Raw genomic sequence first — 21131 nt, 5'->3', positions numbered from 1 at the left:
TCAAAAGTGAGAAGTAAAAAGTTAAAAGTAATAATGACAGGAATTGAAAATAATTAGTGAAATCTAAGATCTAATGTCTAAGTACTATAGTCTATAATCTAAGTACTATCATCTAATATCTAAATACTATCATCTAAGTACTATCATCTATAATCTACTAGAAAATGATACAGAACTTTTTTAAAATAGCATGGAGAAGCCTTCTGAAAAACAAAGGGTTTACAGCCCTAAATATATCGGGTTTGGCGATTGGTATGGCGGCAGCTATGCTTATTTTTCTTTGGGTTAGCAGCGAGGTAAGTTTCGACCGGTTCTATTTCAAGACGGATAGATTGTACGCGGTGGGTACCCGCGAACCTTTGGATAATGAAATTTCAGTATTTTTCTCCACGCCGAAGCCTTTAGCTCCGGTCATAAAAAATGAATTTCCAGAGGTCGAAAATACGACGCGCGTATCCGGTAACAACGGTATTTTGTTTACTACCGACGAACAGAAACTGACTACTGGCGAAGGTGCGTTTGTCGATTCTTCATTTCTGGAGATGTTTGGATTACCCCTGCTATCCGGCAATCCAAACGAGGTACTGAAAGATCCGTCCACTATTGTTTTATCGGAAGAGCTTGCAAAGAAACTCTATGGCACAACCGATGTCGTGGGTAAGAATCTTTCCATGGATCGTAACCAGAGTCTCACTGTAAGTGGCGTGCTCAAACTTTTGCCTAGCAATAGCCGATTTGCAAATTATGAGTATCTTTTACCTTGGACAGGTATGGAGAAGCTTGGATATGCCGACAAAAATTGGGGCAATAGCTCGGTACTTGCTTTTGTTGAGTTGGCGGAACACGCCAATCTTGCTGCTGTACAGCAAAAGATTCAAAAAATTCTACAACGTCATGCTCCAGAGTTACGTTCCGAAAGCTTTCTCCAACCGCTATCCGAGAAATATTTATACAGCAAATTCGAAAATGGTAAAGCAGTAGGCGGCCGAATAGAGATGGTACGTATCTTTATCGTGATTGCCTGTTTTATTTTGTTGATCGCTTGCATCAATTTTATGAACTTAAGCACCGCACAGTCCGAGAGACGCGCGAAAGAGGTCGGCGTCCGCAAGGTTGTTGGTGCACAAAAACGAACGCTCGTCGCGCAATTTTTAACGGAGTCTTTTTTATTGACATTCATCTCCGGGACCTTTGCGCTTCTGTTGCTTCTTCTTGCGCTGCCTTCCTTCAGCGACCTCGTTGGCAGAGCACTTCACATCAATCTTGTCTCTTGGGAATTTTGGTCTATGTTCGGAACCTTCATCCTACTGACGGGCTTATTAGCTGGAAGTTACCCGGCATTTTTCCTTTCCTCATTCCGCCCGATAAAAGTTTTGAAAGGAAAATTCTTTTCAACGCAGAGCAAGCTTAGTGCGCGAAAGGTGCTGGTCGTTTGTCAATTTGTTATCGCTATCATCCTAATCGTCAGTACGCTGGTTATCCGGAAACAGATTCAATATGGGCAAGACCGCGAAAGCGGATACCAGAAGGATAACCTGGTCTATATTCCGGAAAACGGTGACATTCAAAAAAATATACACTTGATCAAACAAGCATTAATTGATCAAAACATCGCGGCATCTGTCACCCGTACTATGTCTCCCCTCACCGAACGTTGGAGCGGATGGAATGGCTTTGAATGGGAGGGTAAAGATCCGAAAAGCAGCATACAGTTTAACAGACAAACCGCCGATGATAAACTGGTAGCAACTGCAGGATTCACGCTGGTTGAGGGTCGTGATTTTGATCTTAGCAAATTTCCGACAGACTCAAACGCAGCCATATTAAATGAATCTGCGATTAAAGTAATGGGGTTGAAAAATCCGATAGGAAGTTATATAATCGATGGGGGAAGTACTAAATTCCACATTATTGGTGTGATCAAAGATTTCATTCAAGAGTCCCCTTTTGATCCCGTGATGCCCTTAGTTTTTGAAGGTGCAAATGGCTTTGGCATGCAGACGCTCCATATCAAATTTAATCCAGCCCTCAACACCAAAGAAGCATTAGAAAAAACGGCAAAAATCTTTAAAGCGTTTAATCCTGACTACCCTTTTGAATACAAGTTCATAGACGATGAATATGCAACCAAGTTTGCGGAATCCCAAAAAATTGGACAGCTAGCCACGTTGTTTTCTGGACTCACCATTTTTATCTCCTGCTTGGGTCTTTTCGGTCTCGCAGCTTTCATGGCTGAAAACCGAACAAAGGAAATAGGCATTCGCAAAGTTTTGGGAGCTTCCATCTTTTCGATAACCAAACTGCTATCCAATGAATTTCTATCCTTGGTAGCGTTGGCTTGTTTGATCGCTTTTCCGATTGCCTTTTGGGCGATGTACAATTTCCTGAAGACTTACGCCTACCGGACAGACATTGGTTGGGATATTTTCCTACTGGCCGGTGTTGGCGCTTTGCTAATTTCTGCCGCTACAGTAAGCTATCAGTCAATTAAAGCAGCCATAGCCAATCCGGTCGATAGCCTGCGGGATGAGTGATAAAAAGTCAAAAGTGAGAAGTCAAAAGTTAAAATTGAAAAGTAATAATGACAGGAATTGAAAATAATTAATGAAATCTAATATCTAAGTACTACAATCTAACATCTATAATCTAAGTACCATCATCTAATATCTAAATACTATCATCTAAGTACTATCATCTATAATCTACCAGAAAATGATACAGAACTTTTTTAAAATAGCATGGAGAAGCCTTCTGAAAAACAAGGGCTTTACGGCCATCAACATATTAGGCTTGGCGATAGGTATGGCGGCAGCGATATTGATCCTCCTTTGGGTTCATAGTGAGCTTACCTATGACCGCATGTATAAAAAGACGGATCAATTATACCTGCTGGGCAATAAAGATAAATGGAATGACGAAACTGCCGTCTGGTTTGCTACACCAAAACCATTGGCGACAGCACTGAAATCCAAATTCCCAGAAATAAAAAATGTGACGAGAATGAACAGTGCCGAAGGCTTTCTATTTACCGTCGGTGAGAAGAAAATTACACCCGGATCGGGGCTTTTCGTTGACACCTGCTTTCTTGATATGTTTGATTTGAAAGCGATATCAGGAAATGCACAACAGGCTTTGCGCAATCCCACAGAAATTGTGCTTACCGCAACGCTCGCCGAAAATCTTTTCGGAACAACGGATATCGTAGGCAAATCGGTCAAGGTAGACAGTGCCGATGTTTTTACAGTAGGCGCTGTGCTAGAAGATATGCCAAGCAACAGCTCTTTAAAAAACACCAAATTCTTTCTTCCTTGGCGCTACATGGAAAAGATTGGATTGTCGGACGAAAGCTGGGGAAATAACTCCGTCTTTACGTTTATCGAAGTTGATCCACATACGGACATCGCTTCCCTCGGACATAAAATCAAAGACTTCTCGAAGAAAGAGAGTGAGTTTAACACCGCTGAAAATGTGTTGAAACCACTAAAGGAATATTGGCTGTACAGCAAATATGAGAACGGTAAAGTGGTAGGTGGAAGAATAGATACGGTAAACGTTTTTAGCATTGTCGCTGGCCTTATCTTGCTAATTGCCTGTATCAATTTCATGAACCTCAGTACTGCCCAGAGCGACAAGCGGGCACGCGAGGTTGGTGTAAGAAAGGTGGTAGGTGCAAGAAAATCAACACTCATCATGCAATTCCTGGCGGAATCGGTCCTGATTGCGACAATAGCCGGCGTATTGGCACTTATTTTCGTACAGCTCAGCGTTACGGATTATAGCAATCTCGTGGATCGGAAACTATCTATCGCATTTTTGGATGTACGCTTTTGGTTATTCTTTATCGGATTTATTTTATCCACAGGAATACTTGCGGGCAGCTATCCGGCCTTCTTCCTGTCTTCTTTTAAGCCAATTAACGTATTAAAAAGCAAGCTATTTCAACGGACTTCCAAGATCAGCGCCAGAAAGGTGCTTGTCGTGAGCCAATTTAGCATCGCCGTTGTATTAATCATCAGTACGCTTGTCATGAAAAAGCAAATTCAATATGGACAAGATCGGGAAAGCGGTTATGACAAAGATCGATTGATCTATGTGCACGATCAAGGGCAGATTTCGAGCAAATTCACGCTTATTAAGCAAGCACTTTTAGAACAGGGTATTGCAAGCAGCATCACACGCACCATGTCGCCGCTAACGCAGCGATGGAGCAACAGTGGCAGCTTTTATTGGGATGGAAAAGAAGAAGGCAACAGCGCCGTCTTCAACCGCTCGACAGCAGACGATAAGCTTGTGGAAACCACCGGCTTTACATTGGTAGCCGGACGAGATTTTGACTTGGCGACCTACCCCACCGATTCATCGGCGGCAATACTAAATGAATCGGCCGCGAAAGCAATGGGATTCGACGAGCCAATAGGAAAAGTTATTAAAGATCTCGGCCGGGATTGGCATGTGATCGGTGTGATTAAAGACTTTGTACAGGAATCTCCATTTGAAGCAGTCAATCCTTTGGTGATCGAAGGGGCGCATGCTTGGATGAAAACTACGCATATCAAATTCGCAAAAAATTTAAATACCCGAGAAGCTTTGGCAAAAACCGAGAAGATATTCAAAGCATTTAATCCAGATTATCCTTTCGAATACACCTTTATCGATGAGGAATATGCGCGAAAGTTTGATGAGTCGCAAAAAACCGGAAAATTAGCCAGCTTGTTTGCCGGGCTAACCATTTTTATCTCCTGCCTTGGACTATTCGGACTATCGGCCTACATGGCTGAAAGTCGAATCAAAGAAATTGGCATCCGCAAAGTTTTGGGAGCTTCCGTATTTTCACTAACTAGGCTATTATCGGCTGAATTTTTACTGTTGATTCTGCTGGCTTGCATCATCGCTTTCCCCATCGCCTTTTGGATGATGGATAGTTACTTAACAAAATTTACGTATCGCATCGGCATCGGCCCGGAAATATTCCTCGTGGCCGGCGCTACTGCTTTGCTGATTACGGTAATCACCGTGAGTTATCAGTCGATTAAAGCAGCCATAGCCAATCCTGTAGATAGTTTACGGGATGAGTGATGAAAAGTTAGAAGTGAAAAGTAAAAAGTCAAAATTTAAAAGCTAGAAGTAATAAATACAGGATTTGAAAATAATTAGTAAAATCTAAGATCTATAATCTAAGTACTACCATCTAAATACTAGAAAGCGTAAAGAACATTGCTGTATAGCGCAAAAAAATCCGCAATGAACAAGGCATGAACTGTTCGATTACGGACAGTTACTGTTCGATAGCGGACGACTATCAATTAAGAAATGCACCTCTATTCGTCAATTAAGCGGTTTTTGGTTTCGGCAGATTAGTTGCTGATCGTTTTATGTTGATGTTTGGCCTTAGCGATATTTTAAGTATGAAGAATAAGTAGCCAAGCATTACGAATGCGAGAGATCAAACATCTAAATAACGAAAACTACCATGATACTAAATTATATTAAAATAGCCTGGCGAAGTATTGTTAAAAATCGCTTCTTTAGTTTGCTAAACGTACTGGGCTTAGCCATAAGCTTGGCCGCAGCGATTTTATTGCTATCCTTCGCTCGACAAGAATGGAGCTACAACAAGCAATTTGCTAAAGAATCGAGCATTTATCGCGTTTACCTGCAAGCGACTGCGGAGTACAATTTTGAGAAGTGGACAAACCTGCCTAATGCTGTGGGACCAAACATGCTGACTGATATCCCCGAGGTAAAATCCTTTGCTCGTTTAGTGAAGCTCGACTTTACAGGCTTCGCCTCCATTCAGGCAAAAGAAGATACCTACATCGAAAAAAAAATCTTCCTTACCGATTCTGCCTTCTTCGATATATTTGATGTAGAATTTTTGGAAGGCAGCCGGCAAAGCAGTTTTTCTCGACCTAAAAGTGTCGTAATCTCGGCAAGTGAAAAGAAGAAGCTCTTCGGCGACAGCCCAGCTCTCAACCAAACGATTGTCCTCAATCAACGGGATACCGTGAACATAGCTGGTGTCTTTCAAGATTTCCCGACAAATAGCTCCTTCGATGCTACGATATTCCTAAACATGATGGACTCCTGGATGGGGACGAATGTATACTGGTCGAATGCCAGTTACCAAACGTTTTGCTTGCTGGACGGCAAGGCGATACCGGCAGATGTAGAACAGAAAGCCACCGCCTTGATCGATAAATATGTTCCGAAAGACGACCAATACTACACCCAATTCTTTCTACAGCCGCTTTCTAAAGTGCATCTTTATTCTGCCGACTTAAAAGACAATATCCTCAGAGCTGCAGGAGACATCGCCAGTGTGAAGATGGTTATTCTCCTAGCTGCACTTGTTATATTAATTGCCTGCATAAATTACATGAACCTGGCCACAGCGCGTTCGCAACGCCATGCAAAAGAAGTAGGAATAAATAAAGTCCTCGGCGCTCATCCTCATCAAATCAAAATACGATTCTATCTGGAAACAGGCCTAATCACATTTTTTTCGATTGGCGCAGGTTTGATGATAGCCTTGGCGATGGCCCCTGTTTTTAATAATCTGGTGGGTTCCAATATTTCTGCAACGCAGCTTTTCAGTGCTGAAAATATGGGCTTGAGCTTGGCTTTATGGCTCGTCACAACGCTGCTAGGGGGTAGCTATCCCGCTACATTGATGGCACGAATACCGTCCCTATCACTAATGAAAAAGATGACCTCATCGAAGCGCGGAATGCCGATTTTCCGTCAGGGACTCGTGCTTTTTCAATTTACCTGTTCCACGATTTTAATTATCGGGGTTATTGTTATTTCCTTACAAATGAAGCACGTTGCCAACAAGGATTTAGGCTACCAACCCAGCAACATCATGATTGTCCCGATACGCTCCATCCCATCTACGGATAAATATCAGAGCATCAAAAAGGCTGTCGAAGACCTTGCTGGCACGGTGAGCACGGCTACCGTACAATCCTTTCCAGGCTATGGCGAGAGTGGAAAAAATGTATACAACCCCAGCTCCCCCCAAGCAGGTTTGCCAACGTCAAATTCAAGCACCAATGGCCCAGTCGTGCAGACCTTAGGTTTACACCTATTGGCGGGCACCGACTTACCGCAGCAATTAAACCCGAACGACACGACTTGCTATGTGCTGATCAACGAAGTGGTTTCATCTTTTCTGGGCTACGCCGATCCAAACGATGCTATTGGAAAAAACGTCAGCACGGAAATGAGCCGCCATTCCGTGATAAGCGGTGTTGTGCGTAACTTCAATTTCAATAGCCTGAAAGGCAACATCGGCGGTTACGTATACTCGCGCATGAACAATCCTTCAGAGGGCTACAGGTACTTACTGCTGCGTTACGACACCAATAGGAAAGAAGATTACGTGGCGCAAATCCAGTCCATATTTGAGACACAAATACCGCAAGCTGCATTCGACTATCAGTTTTTAGATGACCATATCAAGAGCTTTTATACCGCTGAAAGCAGAACAAATAATATCGTTGCTACGGCCTCGATCCTGACGATAGTAGTTGCTTGTATTGGCTTGTTCGGACTAGCGGCATTTACTGCTGAGCAACGTAAAAAGGAGATTGGCGTACGCAAAGTTCTCGGCTCCAGTATTTACAACATTGTGCAATTGCTATCTGCGCATTTTCTTCTACTAACCATTCTTTCATTAATCATCGCAAGTCCGATCGCCTGGTGGATATTCTCTGAGTGGCTACAAAACTTCAACGATAAGATTAGCATTCCGTGGTGGTCGTTTTTAGTTGCAGGATTATTTTCAACAGGTATAGCCGTGCTGACCATCGGTTATCAAGCGCTCAAAGCAGCCAGAGCCAACCCGATAAACAGTTTGCGGGATGAGTGATAATGAGTAGTGAGTAATGAGTAGTGGGTTAGCGGGTAGTGAAAGTTATTTACCGTAGGATATCGATAATCCTCTCCTTACTTTCGATTTTTTTTTACTTTTTAATTTTTACTTTTTAATTTCCAAAACATGCTAAAAAACTACATAAAAATTGCCTGGCGAAACCTTCTGAAAAACAAGGGATATTCTTCCATCAATATCCTAGGTTTGGCAATTGGTTTGGCCTGTTGTCTACTCATTGTCTTATACATTCAAGATGAGCTGTCGTTTGATCATTACCACGAGAAGAAAGATCGTATCTATCGCGTAGTTCACGATTGGAAAGAGAAAAATGGGATGGAAACGCACCAGATATGGGGAAATGCACCAGTCGGTGCAGCGCTGAAAGCAGATTTTCCCGAAGTGCAGAAGGTCGTACAGTTCTCTGGTCAGATTTCCATTTTGCTCAAGCATGGCGAAAAAGCGTTTCAGGAAGAGCGTATTTTCTGCATGGACTCCACAGCTTTTGATGTTTTCAGTTGGAAATTTATTGCCGGCAATCCACAAACGGCTTTAACGGCCCCCTACTCGATTGTATTGACCGAAACCATGGCAAAAAAATACTTCGGCGACAGCAATCCCATTGGACAGACCTTGGAAGGCGGCGTGACCGGCGGGCGCGCTGCACCCGGAATATATACGGTCACTGCTGTGATCGATGACCTACCGAGCAACTCCCACTTTTCGTTCGATGCGTTGCTTTCCATGAGTTCTTTTCGGCAGTCATGGTCCGAAGTATTCGACCAATGGGGCTATGTAGATTTTTACACCTATCTCCTGCTACCTGAAGACTATGATATCACAAAATTGGAAACACAGGTTCCTGATTTCATAACGCGGCACCAAGCTTCGCAGGAAGGTAAATACAGCATTCACTTTGAGCCACTGCTGGGTGCCTATCTAAATTCTAAAGCAGATCGGCAACCGGGCCCTGTAGGAAGCATGCAAAATATATACATTTTTTCCATCATCGGCGTTTTCATCTTATGCATTGCCTGCGTCAACTTTATGAATCTTGCGACATCCCGATCATTGGAAAGAGCCAAGGAGGTCGGTGTTAGAAAAGTAGTAGGTGCCAATCGGAAAAACCTGATCGTGCAGTTTATGAGCGAATCGCTGATGTTGGTATTTTTCGCAAGCCTGTTGGCGCTAGCGCTGGTAGTTTGCCTATTACCATTTGTAGAGCTGTTTGCTGGTAAACGCTTTACCTTCGCAAGTTTATTCAATCCAGTAACCTTCAGTCTATTTATCGGCATCGTACTGACAACGTCGTTACTGGCGGCCAGCTATCCCGCATTTGTATTGGCAAACTTCAAACCCGTCAAAGTGTTTAAAGGTGCATCCCACTCTGCCGCTGGTGGCGCTTGGTTACGAAAAGGATTAGTAGTTTTCCAATTCGGACTCTCTATCGCGTTGATCGCGGGCACTTTTATTGTATTCTCACAACTACGACACCTACAGCAAACCGACCTCGGATTTGAGAAAACACAAATGTTAGTCGTTGATTTCAATTATGATGACCAAGTGCTGCAGAATTTGGAAGCCATCAAGCAAACCCTCGCGCAGCAAAAAGACGTACTATCTGTTTCCGCGTCGCGAAGCATACCCGGGTCTTACTTCCCTAACGCTGGGACACAAGTAGAATTGCCAGACGGAGAGATGAAGGTGCTTAACCAGGCTATTTTTGAGGTCGACGTTGATTTTATCTCCAACTTCGGCGTTCAAATGGCCGCCGGCCGACCTTATTCGAGAGATTTTCCAGCTGATACGATACACTCCTTAGTCATCAACGAAGCAGCCGCCAAAATTTGGGGATATTCGGACCCCGAAAAAATCATTGGAAAACGTTTCGCGCAATGGGGACGTGAAGGGCAAGTCATTGGTGTAGTCAAAGATTTCAACTACCTATCGCTCCACCAAAAAGTAGAGCCACTTACGTTACGGCTAGAACCGCTGAGTAGTAAGTTTATCACACTTAAGATTCGGAATGCCGGAACGCTTGAAACGGTTGCAGAACTAGCAGATATTTGGAAAAAAGCGGCACCTCACCGTCCTTTTCTATACAGTTTTCTTGATGAGAGTTTCAACCGGCAGTACGAAGCCGACTACCGCTTTAGAAGACTGTTTTCAGCGTTTTCAGGGTTGGCCTTGTTTATAGCTTCCTTGGGTCTTCTTGGCTTGGCAACCTACACGGCACAGCAACGTACAAAAGAGATCGGTATACGTAAAGTATTAGGGGCATCGACTTTTAGTATCGTTAAACTACTTTCCGTCGATTTTTTGCGTCTTGTCACTATGGCCATATTTATTGCCGTTCCGCTCGCTTGGTGGGCAATGAATCTGTGGTTGAATGATTTTGCCTACCACATCACTATTCAATGGTGGATTTTTGCCATGGCCGGCGCTGCCGCTTTATTTATTGCAATTTTTACGGTAAGTGGACAAGCCATCCGAGCCTCATTAGCAAACCCTGTGGATAGCTTACGCGATGAATGATGGAAAGTAAAAATTTAAAAGTAAAAAGTCAGAAGGAAGAAGTGAAAAATAAAAACGAACAGTACGAGCATCGACGCCTTCGCTCTAACATCTGTAATCTACCATCTAAGCACTGCAATCTGCATACTATCATCTAAATACTAAAAACGTGATTAAAAACTACATAAAAATTGCCTTTCGGTCTTTGTTAAAGACCAAGGCATTGAGCGCCATTCATATCTTTGGATTGGCCGTGGCTATTGCGGCATCCACCCTACTTTACCTGACCGCGATGTTTGAGCTTTCGTTTGATAATTTTCACAAGAATCGCGAACAAGTAGGATTAATTTACACCGAAAGCCATCCGCAAAACGGCGTGAGACGCAGCGCTACGGTTTCTACGCCGCTGGCACCACTTTTAAAATCTTCATTCCCAGAAATGGAGTATGTAAGCCGATATATGAACAGCGGCATCATCCTGCGAAACGGAGACAAGCAGCTGGAAGCAAGTAACAAATACGTCGATGCGGACTTTCTTTCCATTTTCAGCTTTACTATGCTACATGGCAACGTGGCTGCACTCAACGACCTGAACAACGTCGTCATTGATGAGAGCATGGCGGACAACCTTTTTGGTTCGAGCAACATTGTTGGCAAGCAGGTAGAGGTATATCAAAACGGTCGATGGGAATCAAAAAATATTACCGCTGTCATTTCAAAAAACCCAAAAAATTCAAGTTTGACCTTCAATACCTTATTGCGTTTTGAGCACAAGCCGAATTATCAAGCGACGATTGACAATTGGAGCCATGAAGACCATAACATATTTGTAAAACTAAAATCGGGCGCGATAAACGATGAGGCATTCACTCAAAAAGCAAAAGCATTCGTAGACCTGTATTACAAAGAGGAGAGCGACATGCGCAAGCGTGATGGATGGGGTACAGATAAAAACGGTGCTTACGTAGCACTTCACCTGCTACCTTTAGCGAAATATCACCGCAATGATCTTGATATTGGTCAAGGATCTGCTCCAATATTTCCGTGGATATTGCTCATTATTGCCGGCTTGATTCTTTTTATCGCATGTTCCAACTTCATTAATCTATCTTTAGCCAATTCTTTCGCAAGAAACCGAGAAATAGGAACACGAAAAACACTGGGTGGAACCACGTTACAACTCATGTTGCAATTGTGGACAGAATCATTTTTATTGTGTTTATTAGCCACATGCATTGGAATTGGGTTAGCTTGGGTGTTATTAGCACAGTACAATGCTATTATGAATTATAGCTTGTCCATTAGTCAACTGCTGTCGCCCGTCAACCTTGCTTTCTTTTCGCTAACACTACTGCTCCTAACCCTGCTATCCGGCGGCTATCCAGCATGGCGCATTGCAAAAGCAAATATTATACAAACCTTAAAAGGAAAAGCATCAATAAAAAGCAGCGGATTACGCAATAGCTTGACCGTACTGCAATTTTCCATTGCTATTGTTCTGATTCTAGCCACCATTATTATCAGTTTTCAGTTACGTTACATAGCAGACCGCCCATTGGGCTTCGATAAGACGGAAGTGATCAGCATCCCTATTGGCGAAGGAATAGACCATGAAAATGCGCTACAGCAGATGCGCGTAGCGTTAGCCGCTCAACCATGGGTGAAAAGTGTCAGCGCATCTGATATGAATCTTGGTCGAGGGCGAGATGGCAGCATGTCTACTAGCCGCATGGGCTTTGATTTTGAAGGAAAGCAAGTCTACACGAATTTTATGCGGATCGATTTCGATTATTTAGAAACGCTGGGAATCAAACTGCTGGAAGGCCGTGATTTTGACCGCAGCCACCCCAGCGATACGGCAAGCGTCATCATCAATACACAAATGGCCGCGCAATTGGGCGGTGCAGACAAGGTATTGGGAAAAACGATAGAGATCGATGGAAATCCGCAGGTGATCGGTATTATTGATGACTTCAATTTCCAAGATCTGCGCCGTAAGGTAGAGCCGCTCACATTATCAATCAACCCTAATATTTTTTCTGTTTCTTATCTTTTTGTACGCGTGAAAACGGATAATCTGAGCGAGAGTATGACGAAGCTCGAGGCTATTTGGAAAAAGATAAATCCAAAAGCGAATATCGCGGCTTCATATTTGGACGAAAATACGCAAAACATGTATCGCGACGAGCAGCGCTTTGTGCAGATCGTAGTCAGTGGTGCCGTTGTTGCCATCGCCATTTCCTGTCTCGGACTCTTCGCTTTAGCATTGTTAATGATTAATAAGAGAATCAAAGAAATCGGTATTAGAAAGGTGTTAGGCTCTTCAGTCATGCAAATTGTAGTGCTACTTTCCAAAGAATTTATGAAGCTGATGCTGTTGGCTTTTGTCCTTGCCTGCCCATTAGCGTGGTGGATGATGAATGCCTGGTTGCGGGGCTTCGCTTACCGTATCGACATACAATGGTGGATGTTCGTGGCAGCAGGTTTGCTCACCATCGGCATAGCCCTGACCACGATCGCTTGGCAGACGCTGCGCGCCGCAACAAGCAACCCAGTGGATAGTTTACGGGATGAATAGTGAGTAGTGAGATATTTGGATTAATAGTAGTAATGTCTTTGCGAGGAGGAGGCACGACGACGCGGCAATCTTACGCTTGTAAAAATGCAGATTGCCACGTCATACTTCCTTACGATGACGCATTTTCACTTTAACGTCTAACTTTTTATTTTTTAAATTTTGAATTTCAACTTTTTAATCTTTCTAAAAATAGCTTGGAGAAATATACGCCGAAACAAAGCACACAGCATACTAAACATTGCTGGACTTGTGGGTAGCATGGTATTTGTGCTTTTAATTGCGGCCTATATTTGGCAGGCTTATCAAGTCAACAGCAACGTCCGTCATAAACAGCAGCAGTACATGTTACAGAGCAAGTACAAGCAGCCTGGTATTGGTATGGAGCTTACGACCGTCGGAGCGCTTCCGAAAATGTTGAAAGAGCAGTACCCAAGTTTGGTAGCCGATTACTATCGATTAGATGGATTGACCTGCATCGTTTCGAATGGTACAGCGGTGTACGAGGAAAATGTCTCGCTCGGAGATCCCTCGCTTTTAAAAATGTTTGGCTTTCAGTTGTTGGCTGGCGATGCACATACCGCTCTTTCATCTCCTACTAACGTGGTGATAAAAGAAGAAGTAGCATTGAAATATTTCGGTAAAACCGATGTCATAGGGCGACAACTAAGCCTGCGTAATTTTGCCGGCGATATACAAAATTTCCAAATAACGGCGGTCGTAAAGTCTGTAGGCCAAAATTCCGTGATGGAGCTGATGCCCAGCATGCAAACCGGCATATTCTTACCCATAAGCAGTGAGAAGTATTTCGGCAGAGATATAGATAGTTGGAATAACTTATGGATCGTAGGATTTCTCGAACTACAAAAAGGCATTTCGCCCGACCAACTTACAATTCCTATACAAAACTTGTTGAAGCAGCATGCTAATGAACAAGTTTTCACCAATCTGCAACCCGACCTAAAACCATTAACAACGTATTATCTTGATGATAACAAAGGAGCAGTCCGAAAATTCATTGCAATCTTAGGCTATATAGCACTATTCCTGATCCTCATGGCCACGATCAACTTTATTAATCTCAGCATAAGCCAAAGCTTCAACCGCCTAAAGGAAATTGGCGTTCGCAAGATTATGGGAAGCAGTAAAAGTCGTCTCATCTTACAATTCATGACCGAATACTGCGTGATCGTCACCATCGCAGCCCTGCTCGCTTTAGCGGTCTATCCGTTGCTATTGCCTGTTTTCTCTGCCGTTATGATGAAACACCTTCCCGCGCTAACGGAACTGCCGCTTTCATTTTACATTAGTTTTGCCAGCGGCACACTGGCTTTAGGATTCGCGGCCGGGATATATCCTGCCGTAAAGTTGTCCACTACAGCCGTCACGAATGCTGTAAAAAGTCAACTCAGCGATCTTGGAGGGAAAAGTATGATCCGACGCACCTTGCTGTTTCTCCAGTTTGCCGTCGCGCTTATTGTCCTCATTTCCGCAGTCATCATTACCCAACAGGTCGACGTATTTATTGCCGGAAACCTAGGCTACAACAAAAATTACCTGCTCACTGCACAAGTGCCTCGCGACTGGACAGAAAAGGGTCTGAACAAGATGGAATTGGTACAACAAGAACTCAAGCAACTACCGCAGGTTGAAGAAGTCAGCCTTTCCTATGGCGTACCGAGTTCTTTTAGCGATGGCGTTCAAATAATCCGAAATCCGGGCAACAGTAAACAAACCGATGCCCTGCTTATCACATCTGATTCCTTTTATGCCGCTACTTATCAAATACCAGTTCTCGCCGGTCAATTTTTTGGTGCGCCGGGCGACCCTAGTATGGCATCGAAATTAGTGATTAATCGCAAAGCAGCCTTGGATTTGGGATACGCTTACCCCGAAGACGCTATAGGCCAGCGGATCAGTCTTTTTGACGATAGGTTTTCAGGAACAGTAGCTGGAGTGACGGAAAATTTCTACGCCAATTCTATGCATGCAGCATCTCCCGCTGTCGTTTGGTTTCCGGTAAAAGCCAGCAGCCAATATCGCTTTTTATCCATCCGCCTAAAGGCCGGTTCTTTATCTGCTGCGGTTGCTGCGATCGAGCACACTTGGCATAAACTTCTACCCAACGCGCCATTTAACTATACATTCATGGATGATACCTTGCAAAAAATATACAGCAGCGAGGTGCAACTTAAACGTGCTGCACAGACAGCAACTGGTATTTCCATTATAATCGTCGTGCTTGGCGTTGTTGGCCTTACTTCGCTTTCCATAAATCTGCGTTTGAAGGAAGTGGGAATTCGAAAGGTACTTGGTGCAAACATGCGAAACATCATTATGCTATTTAGTAGAGAGTTTTACATCTTGTTTTTCGTTGCATTGTGCATAAGTTGCCCAATTTCTTATTACCTGATGGATCGTTGGCTGATGAATTATGTCTTAAAGACGCCATTGGATCTTAAGATGTTTCTCCTACCGGTCGCAGCGCTTTCCATGGTGCTATTCCTATTTATTACCATCGTTGTTATACGCGCAAATCGAACTAATCCCATAAAAAATCTACGTGACGAATGATCACGTGTCCATACTTATACTTCGGACTTCCCCCCTTTTAAAATGACAAGTCCGAAGCGCTTAGTAAACAGCAAAAAGCAAAATGCTAAAACAGTCCCGAAAACGCCGTAGTATGCGTCGACGATGTCTCGCGTATTAAGTATTGGAATCCAAAGCTCATAAACAAAATTACAGCAGATCAATAATACGCTATAAACAACAAGAAACCTTGTCGGAATGCCCATTAGGATCCAAATAAAGCCTACCCCAGACAACATCAGGTAGCTGATCGAAAGATTAGATACATGGAGATAGAAGTCGGGCCATAGATCCAATATAAATTGAGGACGCAAAGATGCCGTCTTACGACCAAAAAACAAAAGCATAACGATGACCAAAAGCAACAGATATGCTATCGCGGCGGGAAGTTTGGGGGCATACTTAATACCATTTATTCTTTTCATACGATTGGTTGTATATATCCAATTAGTCCGGATAAAAATACATCGAAGATTTTTCTTTTGGAAATGATTCCGAAACGACTATGTGAACTATAAGTGAAGGACAGCGCAGTATGTTGTTGACAAAGTGCTTGCCTAATTAGGCAGTTCAACATCACGGATGTGAGCCTACGGCTATTTCCTATTCAAGCTTACCAATAAACAGCTTCCTTGTAAACCCTATTTTTCACATGACAAAATACCTTCTGTAGATGCCATGGCAAAGCAACCCCTAATGAGCAAACGTGAAAAACCCTTTTTTTGCGCAAATTTTTACCAATATTTAAGTTAATAAATACTTGCTAATATGAGTTCTGCGTGTTATTTTTGATATGAACCAACAAAAAAATTGACATGACATTGTGTAACTACTCCAACTTCGTATCCCGCGCACCGAGCTAAACGCCAGCCTCTCCGTTGTCGCCTACCTCTTATAGCATAGAAAACCGCAGTATTCTCCGTATAAACCGTCATAGTCTATAAGATCCGATCCTTCAGTAAGTCATCCTATCACATCCGTTTTCTAAATTATCATGATAAATAAGGTTCATCAAAGACAAATCATTACTGCCCACTTCAATATGCTTCGCGAAGGCGAAGAGAAAGGGCTACGCTTTTTTTATAACCAATTCTTCCCTGCCTTGATGAAGCGGACAGCAAGCAGCATACATGATGAATGCGCGGCTGCAAGCATCGTACAAGAAGCTTTTTTGCGGTTGTGGATATTCCGAAAAAAACTAGATCAAATTGATGATACCCTGCCCTTCTTGCACAAACAAGTAAGCGAAGCGATCAAATCTTTTTATCGCAAAACGCAGAATAGATTTCACCGAAGTTTGCTACGTCTGGACGATCTGGAAAACTATAACGATTTTATGCACAGTGATGAACAGGATGAAGATAATATCATCGATAGTAGTTGCATAGAACAGTCGCAAAGCGATAATATGGAGAAAGTGCAGGCACTCCTGCCCCACCTACCAAAAGAGCAGCAACTTATCATCGGCTTTTGTTTAAAATACAATTTTAATTACGAGCGAATTGCCTATTATCTGGGTGGTATATCCGACTACGAAGTCTGTTTGAAAGTGGAGCGTTCAATCGCATTGCTTAAGACAATTCTCTTAAGTGATTCCAAAATTGCGGCAATAAGCCATACCCAACATATCGCTATTCAGGGTCAATTTGATCATACCCAAGCAGAGATTTTCCGAATGCGCTATGAGCTGCAGCTATCCTTTGAAGAAATCGCTACAGCGCTAAAGCTTGAACCTACAGTAATCAAAAGACTTTTTGTACATGCTTATGCCCAAATCAAAAAATCGAAGCAAACGGCCTAGCCGAACATAATGGCCGAGCTGTATATAGTCGGCATAACTGTAACCTGTCCACTGGCGAACGCCAACTGTTCGATATCGGACATTTGTTAATCACCTTTTTGACACAAAACATTGACTACCAAATATTTAAAAATATGGCGTAAGCATTGTGATCTATTGATTATATCATAACCAACTAACTATGAAAAATATAATAGCTGTAGGATTTCTTTTTTTAGCGACATGTACCTACACTGCGGCGCAAACCGTTAACAATAAGTCGATCACGTGGGAAGCCAGTGACGACAACGGTAAAACGAAATTAATCGTAAAGGGTGAAGTAAGCATGAGTGATGACGATGAACGTATCGTCTCGATAGCTAAAAACGGTGCTATAAACTTCGAACAAAAGTTGAATAAGCTACAAGTTACACCAGGTGATAATGGCAAATTGATCTATCGCGTTAACAAAAGAGAAAAGGCTATGCTCGACGCAGACGACAAGAAGCTGTTGCAAAACGCGATTCATATGATGATTAGCCGGGGTATCAATGCCGAAGCACGTACCAAGCGGCTATACGCGAAAAGTGGCACAAGGGGGGTACTTCAGGAGCTACCGAAGCTACACGGCGATTACGCTCGTCAAAAATACCTTTCCACACTACTTACATTGGGCATAAGCACGACCGAGATGACCAACATCCTCAAAGCAAGTGGGCAATACCTTACGAGCGATTATTATAACGCTGAGCTCCTTGCAGATGTGATGAAAACCTACCTGCTTGAAGAAGAAACATCGACGGCCTATCTAGCAATTGTACGCAATATGAAATCAGATTACTACCAACACAGTACTTTACAAAAGCTGATGAAGAATGAGTTGACTAGCGAACAAATGACTTCGGTGGTCGGCATCATCAAAACAATGAAATCAGACTACTATCAATCGCAAGTATACAACGACCTTTTGAAGCAAGCATCTTTTGGCGGTGCGGCTTTTGAAGAAGCAATAGCGTTGGTGTTTGGTATGAAAAGCGACTATTACAAAACTGAAATCGTTAAAAATTTGATAAAACGGGAATTGACGGACGCAGACTGGACCAGCTTACTGAGCTACGCAAACAAAATAGGCTCCGATTATTACCAATCAGAACTGATCCTCAACATCGCCGATAAGATGCCGGACAAGGAAGTATTAAAAAAAGGTCTATTAGAGGCTGCTAAAACCATCAAATCCGAATATTATTATGGAAAAGTGATGCGCAAAATTACCACGTCCTCATAAAGAGAAAATTTGGAATAGACCAGAACCTCGATGGGACCACGGACAGGTGATTGATCGATAAGTTACACCGGTCTTTTCCCAAAAAACAAATAAAACAGTAATCTGATATACCGTGCGTATGGCTAACAGTTTCTTTACCTTATTTTGGCGCAATTTATTCAAGAACAAGGTTTTTTCTTTCATAAATATTGCGGGACTAGCCTTAGGTTTTGCCGGGTTTATAGTTTCCTATCAATACATTAACCGGGAAACCAGTTATGATCGTTGGAACAAAAACTTGGAAGACATCTATTTGGTGGGGCTCACGCAGGAAGGAAATCACAGCGATCAAACGCCCTCGTCCTTAGCAACAGTCCTTCAAGACAACCTCCCGGAAGTAGTACGGGCGGGTCGTAAGATTAATTACTTTTATGGCGATTATCCGATCTTTGGCGAAGAAACGATCTACGTAAAAAAAGCAATCGCTATCGATTCTGCGGCGGCGCGTATCTTCGATATTGAACCGCAGTACGGCTCCTTATACAAGTCCGCGGAACAGCATGAGGCCACCTTGGTCACGGCGTCATTAGCAAAAAAACTTTTTCCGAAAGACCCTGATTTCAGCGAACCCAAAAAAGTGCCGGTGTTAGCCTTACCCTTGGGAATGGAAGAAACAATCTACGGCGTTAACAAACATAAGGGCTTGTCATTTCTTGATTTTGACCTGCTATTTATCAAAGAAATGGGGGGCGAGCAAGATTTATTTACGTACCAAACATTTGTTCAGGTAAAAACCGGGACAGACCCGAGTTTATTGGAAACGAAGATCAACCGCTTATTTCATGACAAGCTTGCCAAGCAAGCCAATCGTACCGCTTCAACTTTTTCCAACGGCTCCATTTACCTAGACCCATTAGCCAACTTACACCTGCGACCCAAACATGGATCAAATAGTGCATACGTAACAATTTGGGTATTGGGGATTTTATCTATGGTTATCTTAACACTAGCGGCAGCAAACTTTACAAATCTAATGTTGGCACAAGCTGATAAAAGAGCAAAGGAAATTGCATTGAAGAAGGTTTTTGGAAATAACCGTGGGCGCGTGGGCGCAGAATTTCTACTGGAAGCATGTTTACAATGTGTGCTTGCTGCGTTGATCGCATTGCTGCTGCTTACCATTACCAGTAATGTTCTCGAAAAGTGGTTCAATGATGATCTTGGAAAGCAACTACTAAAAAGCGCAACCTTTTTGCAACTACTTTTCGCTTTATTGTTCACTAGCCTGCTATCTGGCGTATATCCTGCATTCATCCTCTCTGCATACAAACCCGTTCGCCTTTTGAAAGGCTCGTCAATTAGCCACGCAAACCGAATGTTCCTGCGAAACAGTCTCTTAGTATTCCAATTTGTCATTGCCCTTGTTTTTATTGCAGGCGTCATTACCGTGAAAAGTCAAATAGACTTTATGCAGCAAACGGAAAAAGGCTTTGAACCCGGTCACGTCATCAACTTTAAGAGTATAGGCCTCTACTACGATACGAAACTAGACGGCGCTTTTCAAGATCTCAAAAGCCGTTTGGCACAAAAGCCTGGCATCGCGTATGTAGCCGCCGCAAGCAACGTGCCTGGCGGCGCAGAAGCGCCCCCAAGAAAGCAATTTACCCATATTGATGGAGCTGCCGAGATGGATCATGTAGGCGTGGACATCGATTATTTCAAGACGTTAAATATCGAAACCAAGGAGGGTTCTACAACGGTTTCCCTGAGCCAACTGCTGGCAGACAGTAGCAAAAACTACGCGGTGGTCAATGAAACGGCCGTTCAAAAGCTCGGCTTGTCACAGCCCATAGGCGCAACAGTAAGTGGCTGCGCAACGGATTTCACTGTAATAGCTGTTGTGCCAGACGTGAAAGCCTACGGTTTTGAAAACAAAGTGGCCCCTACCCTCTACTCGTTTAAAGATGAGTGTGGCCCCGGTCACTTTAAAATAACCTTAATGGTAAAAGCAAATGCTGGGAAAAACGATGACGCCATAAAAGCAGTACAAGAAGAGTGGAATAAAAACCCAAATGCCGAATCTCTACCCTTAGACTACACATTTCTCGATCAACAGTACGCCCAGCAATATGCAAAACAAGAACAATTAAGCAACGTTTTATATGGATTTACCTGCCTGTCTGTCATTATCGCGTTAATGGGACTTTTCAGCATGTCTGCTTACCAAATAAGTACACGCCAAAAAGAGACAAGTATCCGCCGGATTTTGGGAGCTTCCATCGTTGCAATTTTTATCCAATTCAATAAGGTGTTTTTTAAAATCATTATCATCGCGGTGGTTTTGGCGATTCCAATAAGCTACCTCATTTTGTATCTTTGGTTAGCTAATTTTGCTTATAAAACGCCCATAAACAACTGGATATTTATTTGGATAAGCTGTTTTTTTGTGTTCATGTCGACCCTGACGGTTGCCTATCAATCGATAAAAGCTGCTCGAGCGAAACCGGTAGACAACTTGCGCGACGAATAGGAAATC

At 43.0% G+C, this 21131-nt stretch carries 10 protein-coding genes; 9 read left to right on the top strand and 1 reads right to left on the bottom strand.

Going from position 1 to position 21131, the window contains the following annotated elements:
* Window positions 1-164: 164 nt before the first annotated feature.
* The 6 genes from B0I21_RS04315 to B0I21_RS04290 all read left to right on the top strand — a co-directional run bounded on the left by B0I21_RS04315 (window position 165) and on the right by B0I21_RS04290 (window position 15533).
* Complete coding sequence (locus B0I21_RS04315; protein WP_133639240.1) at window positions 165-2534, top strand: ABC transporter permease; 2370 nt, start codon at window positions 165-167, stop codon at window positions 2532-2534.
* 178 nt (window positions 2535-2712) lie between these two features.
* Window positions 2713-5076, top strand: a complete 2364-nt coding sequence (locus B0I21_RS04310) for an ABC transporter permease (protein ID WP_133639239.1) — start codon at window positions 2713-2715, stop codon at window positions 5074-5076.
* Between the two features lie 394 nt (window positions 5077-5470).
* A complete protein-coding gene (locus B0I21_RS04305; protein ID WP_133639238.1) occupies window positions 5471-7870 on the top strand; it encodes an ABC transporter permease in 2400 nt (799 codons plus the stop codon).
* 129 nt (window positions 7871-7999) lie between these two features.
* The gene (locus B0I21_RS04300) at window positions 8000-10405 is read left to right on the top strand and encodes an ABC transporter permease (protein WP_133639237.1); all 2406 of its coding nucleotides are present in this window, start codon (window positions 8000-8002) and stop codon (window positions 10403-10405) included.
* A 148-nt stretch (window positions 10406-10553) separates the two neighbouring features.
* Window positions 10554-12962 (top strand): ABC transporter permease, encoded by a 2409-nt coding sequence (locus tag B0I21_RS04295; protein WP_133639236.1) that lies wholly within the window; start codon window positions 10554-10556, stop codon window positions 12960-12962.
* A 159-nt stretch (window positions 12963-13121) separates the two neighbouring features.
* Window positions 13122-15533, top strand: coding sequence for an ABC transporter permease (locus B0I21_RS04290; RefSeq protein WP_133639235.1), 2412 nt, complete (start codon window positions 13122-13124; stop codon window positions 15531-15533).
* Window positions 15534-15547: 14 nt separating this feature from the next.
* Here B0I21_RS04290 and B0I21_RS04285 read toward each other — a convergent pair whose 3' ends face one another.
* The gene (locus tag B0I21_RS04285; protein WP_133639234.1) at window positions 15548-15976 is read right to left on the bottom strand and encodes a hypothetical protein; all 429 of its coding nucleotides are present in this window, start codon (window positions 15974-15976) and stop codon (window positions 15548-15550) included.
* 569 nt (window positions 15977-16545) lie between these two features.
* Between B0I21_RS04285 and B0I21_RS04280 the strand changes: the two genes are divergently transcribed.
* From B0I21_RS04280 to B0I21_RS04270, 3 genes are all read left to right on the top strand, one after another.
* Window positions 16546-17352 carry an RNA polymerase sigma factor gene (locus B0I21_RS04280; RefSeq protein ID WP_133639233.1) on the top strand — a complete coding sequence of 269 codons (807 nt, stop codon included), beginning with the start codon at window positions 16546-16548 and terminating at the stop codon, window positions 17350-17352.
* Window positions 17353-17533: 181 nt separating this feature from the next.
* Window positions 17534-18616: a hypothetical protein gene (locus B0I21_RS04275; RefSeq protein ID WP_133639232.1), complete on the top strand. Its 1083-nt coding sequence runs from the start codon at window positions 17534-17536 to the stop codon at window positions 18614-18616.
* Window positions 18617-18734: 118 nt separating this feature from the next.
* Window positions 18735-21125, top strand: coding sequence for an ABC transporter permease (locus tag B0I21_RS04270; protein ID WP_133639231.1), 2391 nt, complete (start codon window positions 18735-18737; stop codon window positions 21123-21125).
* The last annotated feature ends 6 nt before the right edge of the window (window positions 21126-21131 follow it).

Origin of the sequence: Sphingobacterium paludis (genome assembly GCF_004364125.1) — a bacterium.
Classification (GTDB): domain Bacteria; phylum Bacteroidota; class Bacteroidia; order Sphingobacteriales; family Sphingobacteriaceae; genus Sphingobacterium; species Sphingobacterium paludis.
Note: the sequence above shows the minus strand (reverse complement) of the source record. Positions and strands in the feature narration are given on the sequence as shown.

Bases quoted from the DNA above. Each gene is read 5' to 3' on its own strand.
- B0I21_RS04315 (WP_133639240.1), top strand. From the start codon at position 165: ATGATACAGAACTTTTTTAAAATAGCATGGAGAAGCCTTCTGAAAAAC.
- B0I21_RS04310 (WP_133639239.1), top strand. From the start codon at position 2,713: ATGATACAGAACTTTTTTAAAATAGCATGGAGAAGCCTTCTGAAAAAC.
- B0I21_RS04305 (WP_133639238.1), top strand. From the start codon at position 5,471: ATGATACTAAATTATATTAAAATAGCCTGGCGAAGTATTGTTAAAAAT.
- B0I21_RS04300 (WP_133639237.1), top strand. From the start codon at position 8,000: ATGCTAAAAAACTACATAAAAATTGCCTGGCGAAACCTTCTGAAAAAC.
- B0I21_RS04285 (WP_133639234.1), bottom strand. From the start codon at position 15,976: ATGAAAAGAATAAATGGTATTAAGTATGCCCCCAAACTTCCCGCCGCG.
- B0I21_RS04280 (WP_133639233.1), top strand. From the start codon at position 16,546: ATGATAAATAAGGTTCATCAAAGACAAATCATTACTGCCCACTTCAAT.
- B0I21_RS04275 (WP_133639232.1), top strand. From the start codon at position 17,534: ATGAAAAATATAATAGCTGTAGGATTTCTTTTTTTAGCGACATGTACC.
- B0I21_RS04270 (WP_133639231.1), top strand. From the start codon at position 18,735: ATGGCTAACAGTTTCTTTACCTTATTTTGGCGCAATTTATTCAAGAAC.